10 protein-coding genes are annotated in these 10562 nt (G+C 71.1%); 6 read left to right on the top strand and 4 right to left on the bottom strand.

What is annotated here, in order from left to right; all coding sequences use genetic code 11:
• The 4 genes from ABIC70_RS25645 to ABIC70_RS25630 form a co-directional block, all read right to left on the bottom strand.
• Positions 1 to 1034 (bottom strand): HAMP domain-containing protein (locus ABIC70_RS25645; RefSeq protein WP_354441815.1); only part of this gene is annotated, 1034 nt, incomplete at its 3' end.
• A 37-nt stretch (positions 1035 to 1071) separates the two neighbouring features.
• Complete coding sequence (locus tag ABIC70_RS25640) at positions 1072 to 1644, bottom strand: chemotaxis protein CheW (protein WP_043352543.1); 573 nt, start codon at positions 1642 to 1644, stop codon at positions 1072 to 1074.
• A complete protein-coding gene (locus ABIC70_RS25635; protein WP_111473918.1) occupies positions 1644 to 3194 on the bottom strand; it encodes a CheR family methyltransferase in 1551 nt (516 codons plus the stop codon). Before ABIC70_RS25635 ends, ABIC70_RS25640 begins: the two co-directional genes overlap by 1 nt.
• A 7-nt stretch (positions 3195 to 3201) precedes the next feature.
• Entirely contained in the window at positions 3202 to 3696 is a 495-nt protein-coding gene (locus ABIC70_RS25630; protein ID WP_043352540.1) for a chemotaxis protein CheW, read from the bottom strand.
• Positions 3697 to 3902: 206 nt separating this feature from the next.
• On the opposite strand from ABIC70_RS25630, the gene ABIC70_RS25625 reads away from it, so the two are divergent.
• The 6 genes from ABIC70_RS25625 to lipA all read left to right on the top strand — a co-directional run bounded on the left by ABIC70_RS25625 (position 3903) and on the right by lipA (position 10550).
• Positions 3903 to 4148 (top strand): hypothetical protein, encoded by a 246-nt coding sequence (locus ABIC70_RS25625; protein WP_051044842.1) that lies wholly within the window; start codon positions 3903 to 3905, stop codon positions 4146 to 4148.
• Positions 4149 to 4417: 269 nt separating this feature from the next.
• The gene (locus tag ABIC70_RS25620; protein ID WP_043352536.1) at positions 4418 to 5239 is read left to right on the top strand and encodes a DeoR/GlpR family DNA-binding transcription regulator; all 822 of its coding nucleotides are present in this window, start codon (positions 4418 to 4420) and stop codon (positions 5237 to 5239) included.
• Positions 5240 to 5323: 84 nt separating this feature from the next.
• Entirely contained in the window at positions 5324 to 6856 is a 1533-nt protein-coding gene (gene glpD / locus ABIC70_RS25615; protein WP_043384471.1) for a glycerol-3-phosphate dehydrogenase, read from the top strand.
• 55 nt (positions 6857 to 6911) lie between these two features.
• A complete protein-coding gene (gene glpK, locus ABIC70_RS25610; RefSeq protein ID WP_182592329.1) occupies positions 6912 to 8417 on the top strand; it encodes a glycerol kinase GlpK in 1506 nt (501 codons plus the stop codon).
• Positions 8418 to 8697: 280 nt separating this feature from the next.
• Positions 8698 to 9429: an MIP/aquaporin family protein gene (locus ABIC70_RS25605; RefSeq protein ID WP_043352530.1), complete on the top strand. Its 732-nt coding sequence runs from the start codon at positions 8698 to 8700 to the stop codon at positions 9427 to 9429.
• Positions 9430 to 9566: 137 nt separating this feature from the next.
• Entirely contained in the window at positions 9567 to 10550 is a 984-nt protein-coding gene (lipA, locus tag ABIC70_RS25600; protein WP_043757429.1) for a lipoyl synthase, read from the top strand.
• Positions 10551 to 10562: the final 12 nt, after the last annotated feature.

Genomic DNA, 10562 nt, shown 5'->3' with positions numbered 1-10562 from the left:
GTCGCCTGGGCGGTGGCGATCACCTCGGTGGCCCGCTTGCTGATCTGCGCGCCCGAATGGGTGATCTCGTCGACCGTCGCCGCCGTCTCCTGCACGGCCGCGAATTGCTGCTCCACCGAGGCCGCCTGCTCCTGCGCCGAGGCGCGGATCTCCGCCGCCGCCGCGTTCAGGTCCGCCGTCGCCGCCCGGTTGGTCCGCGCCAGATCCGACAGACCCGCAACCATCGTGTTGAGACGCGCTGAGAGCTGACCGATCTCGTCGCGGCCGCCCGCGATCAGCTGGCCGGACAGGTCGCCCTCGCCGACGCGGGCGACGAAGGCCATGACCGATTCGAGGGGGCGCACCACCGCGCGGCTGATCAGCCACGTGATCAGGAGCGCCAGCAGCACCGAGGCGCCCAGGGTCAGGTAGATCGAGAGGCGCGAGCGCTCGTAGACCGCCTGCGCGGCGCGCTGGCCCAGGGCCATGCTGCCGTCGAGTTGCGATCGGAGGTTCTTGATCCCGTCGAGGAAGGGCGCCTGCAGGCGGCTGATCTCCGCGTTGCGGGCCTCGACCGCCGCGACATCCTGCTGGGCGATGGCGGCGAACTGCGCTTCGCCCTGGGCCTTGACCTCGCGGAAGAAGCCCTGGACCGTGTTCGCCGCGGCGGCGATGCGGTCCCAAGCCGCGATGCGCTCGGCGGAAATGCCCTGCGCCCGGTACTCGCCGGCGAGCTGGATCGTCGTGGCGAGCCGGTTCTCCACCTGGGCCGCGGTCTGGCGCCAGGCCGTGAGGGTCTCGCCGGTCTGGGCCGGGCGGCCCTGAGCCTGCATCAGCATCCCGATCACGGCGGTGCGGCGCAGGAGACCGAGATCGCGCGCCTCGTTCCCGAGATCGTCGAGCTGGCGCAGGACCGTCATGTCCCGCCGGACGATCGCGTCGGTCGTGTCGCGCACCGCTCCGATCTGCTCAAGGGCGTAGAGCCCGAGCGCCACCACCACGGCGGTGATGGCGAAGAAGCCGAGAAGGATGCGTTTTCCGATCGAGAGCGACACGGGCGGGGAGGGCTCCGGTTGGGGCAGGCGGCCCGTTTCAGGGCAGGGCGCGGCGCAGGAGACGGGGGAGGTCGATGACGACGAAGTCGGGGCGGCCGTCGCCGACCGCTCCGGAGGCGGAGCCCGGCGCATAGACCGAAGCGGCCTCGTTGCCCAAGCCGTCGGGATCGACCGCGGCCTCGCCGGAGGCGGCGACCCGGGCGATGCCGAGCACGCGGTCCACCGCGAGGGCGAGGGGCTGCGGATGGGGCCCGCGCAGCACGATCAGATGACCCTCCGACCCCGCATCCGATGCCGCGTCGGGCCGGCCGAGAGCCCGGGCGAGGCTGAGGACCCCGACGATCCGCCCGGACAGGGCGATGAGGCCGTCCAGCGCCGGCACCGCGCCGGGCATCGGCGTGCAGGGGCGTGACGGGAGGACCTGCGCGACGGCTGCCAGGGGCAGGCCATAACGCTCGCTGCCGCAGGCGCAGACGAGCTGGTCGATGTCCAGGCCGGCGGCCGCCGCGACCGCACCGCGGCGGGCGAGGGCGACCGCGCGCTCGGCGCGCAGATCCCGCTCCGGCCGCGTCCGCGGCCGGGCCTCCTGCGCACTCGGGCGTGCCCCCATCAGGACCTCCTGCTGTCGGTGACGCCGAGCGCGGCGCGGGCCGCGGCCGCACTGGCCGCGATCTCGCCGGCGGAGGCGCCGTCGCCCTCGGGCAGCGCCGTGTCCGGCCCGAGGGCTTGACTCAAGGCGACGGCATTGTCGAGGGCGCGAACGGCCTCGTGCGGGCGCTGCAGCGCGATCAGCAGCAGGCCGAGGTGATAGTGCGCCATCACGAAGCCCCGGTCGAGGTAGAGCGCGGCCCGAAGCGCCCGCTCGGCCTCGGCGTCGCGCCCGAGGGTATGGGCCAGCAGCCCCTCGTAGAAGCGCAGGGCCGTGTCGGTCGGATCTCGATCCAGCGCGGTCCGCAGGGCCCGCCAGGCCGCGCCGGTCTCCCCGGCATCGGCGAGCGTGCGGATGCGGTCGAGCCCTCCCGCCTCCTCCTCGGCCGACCAAGCGTCCGGGGGCCCCGTCTCGGCGGAGATCGTCTCGGCGGAGATCGTCCCGGCTGCGGCATCGGCAGCCGGGTTCGGGGCGGGATCGGCAGCAGCGTCGACGGCCGCGTCGACGGCCGCGGCGGACGGGGTCGGAATCCGGCTGGGCTTCTGGCCGCACGGCTCCGCCCCCTGTGGCGCCGGACGGGGCGGATCCGCCGCCGGCACGGCGGCCAGGGCGAGCGGCGGCGCCTCGGGGCGAGGGCGGTAGGCCACGGTGCCGGGCAGGCTGACGGCGTCGAGGAAGCTCGCGAAGGCGGGACTCGGCTCGGCGTGGCCGAGCAGCAGCCACCCGTCCGGCCGCAGCCTGCGGCCCAGACCGCGCACCACGGCGGCCACCGTCCGGGCCTCGAAGTAGATCAGCACGTTCCGGCAGAGGATCAGGTCGAACGGCTCGCCCTGCGACGGAACGGGGGCGGCAAGGGTGAGCAGGTTGCCCCGCTCGAACCGGACCGGTCCGCGGAATTCCGGCCGCAGGGCGTAGCCGCCCTCGCGCCGGATGCCCGGAGCGGCCGGCAGACGGGTGAAGTAGCGCAGCCGGTCCTCCGGCGGCATCGTCCGCAGGGCCCATCGGCCGTACTCGGCGGCGCGGGCGGTGGCCAGCGCCTCGGTGCTGATGTCGGTTCCGAGGATCGAGACCCGCCAGTCGGGCAGGGCATCGCCGAGCAGTTCGTGCACCAGGATCGCCAGGGAATAGGGCTCGGCCCCCGTGGAGCAGCCCGCACTCCAGATGCGCAGGACGCGTTCGGAGCCCCGGGCGGCGATCAGCGCCGGCAGGATCGTCTCGCGCAGCGCCTGGAACTGCTCGGCGTAGCGGAAGAAGAACGTCTCGCCGACGGTGATCTCGGCCTCGAGCCGGGCCCATTCCGCCTCTCCCGACGCGCCGTCAGACAGGAGACCCGCGTAAGCGGCGCAGTCGGCCACGGCCGCGGCGCGGAAGCGGCGGTGCAGCCGCTCGATCAGCAATTCGTCCTTGTCGATGTAGTAATGATGGCCGGTGCGCGCGATGATCCGCGCCTTGAGGGGCGCGTAGGCGGGATCGGCACCCAGATCGGGACGGGGACTACCCGGACGGGCCATCGCGCGGTCAGACGGAGTGCGGCAGCGCGGCGAGACGTTCGGCGGCGGCCCGCGTCAGGGCGTCGACGCGGATGCGTTCCTGCGCGGTCAGGAGACGCTCCGGCGCCAGCGCGTGGACGAGGCGCTCGCCGAGGACCAGCTCGGCGGCGACGCAGCCGTTGAGGGTATCGGCCTCCTCGGCCTGCCGGATCGCGGAGTCCGGGACGGTCATGAGATCCGCGACGCGATCGACGAGATAGGCGACGGCCTCGCCCTGCATCAGCGCGAGGTGGGCGTAGAGGCCGGGCGCCGCGACCGCCGGGCGCAGGCCCAGCAGGGTCGCCAGATCGATCACCGGAACCGGCGCGCCGCCGAGATTGAGGAAGCCGAGGAGCCAGCCTCCGGCCGCGGGGGGCGTGTGGAGATCCGGGAGCGGCAGGATCTCGGCGACCGCGCTGCGGGGCAGGGCGCAGGCCGTGCCGGCGACATCCAGCAGGAGATAGGCCGAACCGCTGCTGGCCACCGCCACCCGCTCCCCTCGTGCTCGGTCGCGGCCGGGCCGGGACGGGACGCGACATAGGCCGAGTTAACGCTCCCGGCAATTGTGCGCTGCAAGGGCGGGGACTGCGGAACCAAGTCTCGTCTGGGCCGCTTATTTTCCGACGCAGCGGCAACGCGCCTGACGAGGTGCGACGCTTTGCCTGCGCCGGTCTACGCCAGGGATTGATGATGAGGAAACTTCTGTTGGCCGCCGCGTCGCTGACGCTCCTCGCGGGCTCCGCCTACGCCCAGGGTAACTCGCCCTACAACGCCTCTGGCGCGCAGGCCGGTGGCCCGCGCGGCGGCATGGAGCGCGCCGGCGAGGCCGCCGCGATGGAGCAGGGCGCCGCTCCGGCCCAGCGTCCGATGATGCGCAAGCGCATGAAGCACAAGAAGATGATGAAGCATCACCGCCGGATGCGCCACAACATGTGATCGAAGGGCCCCAGGGCGTGCCGAAGACGGCACCGCCCGGGTGGCTTGGCCTGTCGCATGCGCGGCAGGCCTTTTTTGTGCCCGCTCGCCGGCGGGCCGGGCGTCCGCGCACCCTTGAATCATAGTTCGGACCGACGGCGGTTGCGGGCCGGCCACAGGCGGTCCAAGCTTGCGCGGCGGCCTTCGACAACGAAAAATGTTCGCAAACGAACATCGGCCGAGCACCGTTACAGCGGTGCGGCGGCCGGAGGCAACGCGAGGGAGTATCGATGTCACGACCGCTCGACCGGAGATCCGACGACAGGGTCGAGGCGACCGGCGTCGAGGGGCGACGCAGCGCCATCGTCACGGCGGTGCGGCAGCGCGGCTTCGTCACCATTGAGGCCCTGGCGACGCAGTTCGGCGTCACCGTCCAGACGATCCGCCGCGACCTCAACGAATTGAGCGCCGAGGGCCGCCTGGAGCGCTATCGCGGCGGCGGCGGCCTGCCGTCGAGCGTCGAGAACATCGACTACGCCGACCGCCGCGTCACCCTGCTGCCGGAGAAGAGCCGGATCGGCCGCCTCGCGGCGAGCCGCATCCCATCGCATTGCTCGGTCTTCATAAACATCGGCACGACCCCGGAGGCCGTCGCCCGGGAGCTGACCCGGCACGACGATCTCAGCATCATCACCAACAACCTCAACGTCGCGATCTCCCTGGCCGAGGCCACCGAGTTCCGCATCGTCGTGGCCGGCGGGACCGTGCGCAACCGCGACGGCGCCGTGCTGGGCCAGCTCACCTGCGACACCCTCAGCCAGTTCCGCGTCGACGTGGCGGTGATCGGCATCAGCGGCATCGACGCCGACGGGGCGCTCCTCGACTACGATTACGAGGAAGTCCGGGCGACGCAGACCATCCTGGCCCATGCCCGCAAGACCTTCCTGGTGGCCGACCACACCAAGTTCGGTCGTCGGCCGATGGTCCAGGTCGGGCGTCTGGAGCAGGTGGACACCTTCTTCACGGACCGGATGCCGCCGGCCGAGGTGGTCGCGCTCATGGAGCGCCAGGGTGTCACCCTCGCGGTGGCCGACAGCGCGGACGAACCGTAACGAACATCCATTTTTTCGCTTGCGAAAACACACGGCCGTGTCAATATTATGCCAATCCGCCATCAGGGCGGCCTTGGAGGAACCATGGCGGCAGCAACGCGCCAGCGCGAGCCGTCCGACGCCTACGATCTCCTGATCGTCGGCGGCGGCATCAACGGCACCGGCATCGCCCGGGACGCAGCCGGCCGGGGCCTGTCGGTCCTGCTGGCCGAGCGCGGGGATCTCGCGGGATTCACGTCGTCCTCCTCGACGAAGCTGATCCATGGCGGCCTGCGCTACCTCGAATATTACGAGTTCCGTCTCGTCCGGGAGGCGCTGGCGGAGCGCGAACGGCTGCTGCGGCTCGCGCCGCACGTGATCTGGCCGCTGCGCTTCGTGCTGCCCCACGACGAGGGCCTGCGCCCGGCCTGGATGCTGCGGCTCGGCCTGTTCCTCTACGATCATCTGGCGCGGCTGCGGACGCTGCCGGGCTCCCACGGCGTCGACCTGCGCAGCTCCGATTACGGCGCGCCGCTGCAGAAGCGCCTCAAGCGCGGCTTCGTCTATTCCGACTGCTGGGTCGAGGACAGCCGCCTCGTCGTGCTCAACGCCATGGATGCCCGCGAGCGCGGCGCCACGGTGCTGACCCGCACCGGCGTCGTCTCGGCCCGGCGCGAGGGCGACGGCTGGGTCGCGACGCTGCGCGACGAGCGCGGCGGGACCGAGCGCACCGTCCGGGCCAGGGCGGTGGTGAATGCCGCCGGCCCCTGGGTCAGCGAGACGCTCGGCGGCACGCTGGGCATCAACAGCCGCGCGGCGGTCCGCCTGATCAAGGGCAGCCACATCGTGGTCAAGCGCCTGTTCGCGGGCGATCAGGCCTACATCCTGCAGCAGCCCGACAAGCGCATCATCTTCGCGATTCCCTACGAACGGGACTTCACGCTGATCGGCACCACCGACGTCCCCTACGAGGGCGAGCCCGGCCCGGTCTCGATCTCGCCGGAAGAGACCGACTACCTGTGCGGCTGCATCAACCGCTCCTTCGACACCAAGATCACCCCGGCCGATGTGGTCTGGAGCTATTCGGGCGTGCGCCCGCTCTACGACGACGCGGCCGAGAACGCCTCGGCGGTGACCCGCGACTACGTCCTCGACGTCGAGGACCAGGGCGGACGGGCGGCGGTACTCTCGGTCTTCGGCGGCAAGATCACCACCTACCGGCGGCTCGCCGAGCACGCGCTGGAGAAGCTGAAGCCGTACTTCCCGGCGCTCAAGAAGGCCTGGACCGGCGACGCGGTCCTGCCCGGGGGCGCCATGAAGGATGCCGATTTCGACCAGTTCCTCGCCAAGCTGAGGGCCGAGAAGCCGTTCCTGCCCGACGAGACCGCCCGGCGCCTCGCCCGCGCCTACGGCACCCGGGCTCGGGACATCGTCGGGACCGCGCAATCCATGGCCGATCTCGGCGAGGTCTTCGACGGCGGGCTCACGGCGGCTGAGGTCGATTACCTGCGCACCGAGGAATGGGCCGTGACCGCCGAGGATATCCTCTGGCGGCGCTCCAAGCTCGGCCTGCGCACCAGCGCGGACAGCGCGGCGCGCCTGACCGCCTACCTCGACCGCAAGGCCGAGGCAGCCTGATCTTTTCGGCCCCGATCCGGCGCCAGACCGGTCGGGCATCACAGGGGAGGGAACGATGAGCCGTTACGTCGGGGCCATCGACCAGGGCACCACGAGCAGCCGCTTCATCGTGTTCGACCGCGAGGGCAGCGTGATCGCGCTGGCCCAGGCCGAGCATGCGCAGATCTACCCGGCGCCGGGCCACGTCGAGCATGATGCCGGCGAGATCTGGACCAAGACGCAGGCGGTGATGCGCGAGGCGCTGGAGAAAGGCGGGCTCCAGCCCTCCGATCTGGCGGCCGTGGGCATCACCAACCAGCGCGAGACCACGCTGATCTGGGACCGGACGACCGGCAAGCCCCTGCACAATGCCCTGGTCTGGCAGGACACCCGCAACGACCGGCTGGTGGGCGAGTTTGCCCGCGACGGCGGCCGCGACCGGTTCCGGGATCTCACCGGCCTGCCGCTGGCGAGCTATTTCTCCGGACTCAAACTCCGCTGGCTCCTCGACCACGTCGCGGGGGCCCGGGAGAAGGCCGAAGCCGGCGACGTGCTGTTCGGCAACATCGACACCTGGCTCGTCTGGAACCTGACCGGCGGGACGGCGGGCGGCCTTCACGTCACCGACGTGACCAATGCCAGCCGCACGCAGCTCATGTCGCTCAAGACCCTCGACTGGGACGACGGCATGCTTGAGACCTTCGGCATCCCGCGGGCGATGCTGCCGAAGATCGTCTCGTCGAGCGAGGTCTACGGGGAGACCAAGGCGCCCTTCGCCGGCGTGCCGATCGCCGGCATCCTGGGCGACCAGCAGGCGGCGCTGTTCGGCCAGACCTGCTTCGCGCCGGGCGAGGCCAAGAACACCTACGGCACCGGCTGCTTCGCGCTGATGAACACCGGCACCGAGCCGGTCCCGTCGAAGGCCGGCCTCGTCACCACGCTGGCCTACCGCCTCGACGGGCAGAAGCCGGCCTACGCCCTCGAAGGCTCGATCGCCATCACGGGTGCCCTGGTGCAGTGGCTGCGCGACAACCTGCACATGATCAAGGATTCCGCCGAGGTCGAGACGCTCGCCACGACGGTCGAGGACAATGGCGGCGTCTACTTCGTGCCGGCCTTCTCGGGGCTCTACGCCCCGCACTGGAACGAGGGCGCCCGCGGCCTGATCATCGGGCTCACCCGCTACGTCAACCGGGGCCACATCGCCCGCTCGGTGCTGGAGGCGACCGCCTTCCAGACCCGCGAGGTGCTGCAGGCCATGGCCAAGGATTCCGGCATCCCGGTGAAGGAGCTGCGGGCCGATGGCGGCATGGTCGCCAACAACACGCTCATGCAGTTCCAGTCCGACCTGCTCGACGTGCCGGTGGTGCGCCCGAAGGTGGCCGAGACCACCGCGCTCGGCGCCGCCTACGCGGCGGGCCTCGCGGTCGGCTACTGGAAGGGGCTCGACGATCTCAAGCGCAACTGGGGCGTCGACAAGCGCTGGACGCCGAAGATGGATGCCGGCCAGCGCGAGAAGATCGCCGCGGCCTGGGGCCGGGCGGTGCAGCGTTCCTTCGACTGGAAGACCGACGAGGATTGACGAACGGCTCTCGGGCCCGTGCGCGGGCTCGGGGTCCGTCGTGATCCGATCCCGCCCGCTGCGACCTCATCCTGAGGTGGGGCGCAGCCGCCTCGAAGGAGGCCTCCACAGATCGCGCGGCCGGCTGGAGGCTCTTTCCAGGCGGCCGCTCCGCGCCCGCATCTCAGGATGCGGGTGAAGACCGGAAACGGTCGGACATTCGGTGACCGCCTTCGGCGGCCACACGCTCGCACAAGCTTTTAACTCTTACAAAAAAGCAGCGAACGGGGGAGACGAGACTATGACATCACCATTCCTGGGCGAATTCCTGGGTACGATGACCTTGATCGTGCTCGGCGACGGCGTGGTCGCGGGCGCCCTGCTCAAGCACTCCAAGGGCGAGAATGCCGGCTGGATCGCCATCACGGCGGGCTGGGCCTTCGCGGTCCTCGCCGGGGTCTTCGTGGCCAACGCCACCGGCAGCGCCGACGCCCACATCAACCCCGCGGTCACGGTGGCGGGCGCCGTCAGTTCCGGCGATTTCAGCAAGCTTGCCACCTACATTCCCGCCCAGATGCTCGGCGCCTTCGTGGGCGCCGTGATCGTCTGGCTCCACTATCTGCCGCATTGGGGCGCGACCCAGGATACCGGCCTCAAGCTCGCCTGCTTCTGCACCGGTCCGGCGATCCGCGACGCCAAGGCCAACTGGCTCTCCGAGATCATCGCGACCTTCTTCCTGATCCTGACGATCTCCGCCCTCGTGACCACCACGCTGGGTTCCGCGGGGGCGATCCCGCGGGGCGTCGCACCCTACATGGTCGGCATGCTGGTCTGGGGCATCGGCCTGTCGCTCGGCGGCACCACCGGCTACGCCATCAACCCGGCCCGCGACCTCGGGCCGCGCATCGCCCACGCGGTCCTGCCCATCGCCGGCAAGGGCTCCTCCGACTGGGGCTACGCGCTGATTCCCGTGGCCGGCCCCGTGGTCGGGGCCGTGCTGGCCGGGCTGTTCGTACGCCTGCTCGGGATCTGACGGAAATCCCGCACCCTCAACCGCCGCGGGGCGGCCCGGCGTCGCGGCGGTTTGCGGCGCGACGCCTTGGGCCTTAAGTCAGGGCGATCCCGACCGCGCCCACGGGCGCCTCCCCGCGGTGTGGCAGCCCCCGACCCATGGCCGTCGTCCTCGACATCCTGAAGAACGATCCGCGCACCGCGCGCCTGCGCCATCCCGAGAAGGCGCACCGGCCCGACCAGCCCGTCCAGGCCAAGAAGCCGGACTGGATCCGCGTGAAGGCGCCCGGCTCCAAGGCCTGGACCGAGACCCAGAAGATCGTGCGCGAGCACGGCCTCGTCACGGTCTGCGAGGAGGCCGGCTGCCCCAATATCGGCGAGTGCTGGGAGAAGCGGCACGCCACCTTCATGATCATGGGCGACACCTGCACGCGGGCCTGCGCCTTCTGCAACGTCCGCACCGGCCTGCCCGACGCCCTCGACGCCGGGGAGCCCGAGAAGATCGCCGATTCGGTGGCGAAGCTCGGCCTGCACCACGTGGTGATCACCTCGGTGGACCGGGACGACCTGAAGGACGGCGGCGCCGAGCACTTCGCCCGAACCATCGCGGCGATCCGCCGGGCGAGCCCCGGCACGACCGTCGAGATCCTGACCCCCGACTTCCTGCGCAAGGACGGGGCTCTGGAGGTCGTCGTCGCCGCCAAGCCCGACGTGTTCAACCACAACCTCGAGACGGTCCCGGCCAAGTACCTGACGGTGCGGCCCGGCGCCCGCTACTTCCACTCGGTGCGCCTGCTCCAGCGGGTGAAGGAGCTCGACCCGACGATCTTCACCAAGTCCGGCATCATGGTCGGGCTCGGCGAGGAGCGGAACGAGGTGCTCCAGCTCATGGACGACCTGCGCTCGGCCGACGTCGACTTCCTGACCATCGGCCAGTATCTGCAGCCGTCGAAGAAGCACCACGAGGTCGTGCGCTTCGTGCCGCCCGACGAATTCAAGGCCTACGAGACCACCGCTTACGCCAAGGGCTTCCTGCTGGTCTCGGCCACACCGCTCACCCGCTCGTCGCACCACGCCGGCGAGGACTTTTCGCGCCTTCAGGCGGCCCGCCTCGCGAAACTGTCGCCCGCGCTCTCGGCCTGAGGAAATCCCAAC

The organism is Methylobacterium sp. 1973 (assembly GCF_040545035.1).
In the GTDB taxonomy this organism is placed as follows: domain Bacteria; phylum Pseudomonadota; class Alphaproteobacteria; order Rhizobiales; family Beijerinckiaceae; genus Methylobacterium; species Methylobacterium fujisawaense.
The sequence above is the reverse complement of the archived record's forward strand: the minus strand, read 5'-3'. Positions and strand labels throughout refer to the sequence as shown.

Bases quoted from the DNA above. Each gene is read 5' to 3' on its own strand.
- ABIC70_RS25640 (WP_043352543.1), bottom strand. From the start codon at position 1,644: ATGGGGGCACGCCCGAGTGCGCAGGAGGCCCGGCCGCGGACGCGGCCG.
- ABIC70_RS25635 (WP_111473918.1), bottom strand. From the start codon at position 3,194: ATGGCCCGTCCGGGTAGTCCCCGTCCCGATCTGGGTGCCGATCCCGCC.
- ABIC70_RS25625 (WP_051044842.1), top strand. From the start codon at position 3,903: ATGAGGAAACTTCTGTTGGCCGCCGCGTCGCTGACGCTCCTCGCGGGC.
- ABIC70_RS25620 (WP_043352536.1), top strand. From the start codon at position 4,418: ATGTCACGACCGCTCGACCGGAGATCCGACGACAGGGTCGAGGCGACC.
- glpD (WP_043384471.1), top strand. From the start codon at position 5,324: ATGGCGGCAGCAACGCGCCAGCGCGAGCCGTCCGACGCCTACGATCTC.
- glpK (WP_182592329.1), top strand. From the start codon at position 6,912: ATGAGCCGTTACGTCGGGGCCATCGACCAGGGCACCACGAGCAGCCGC.
- ABIC70_RS25605 (WP_043352530.1), top strand. From the start codon at position 8,698: ATGACATCACCATTCCTGGGCGAATTCCTGGGTACGATGACCTTGATC.
- lipA (WP_043757429.1), top strand. From the start codon at position 9,567: ATGGCCGTCGTCCTCGACATCCTGAAGAACGATCCGCGCACCGCGCGC.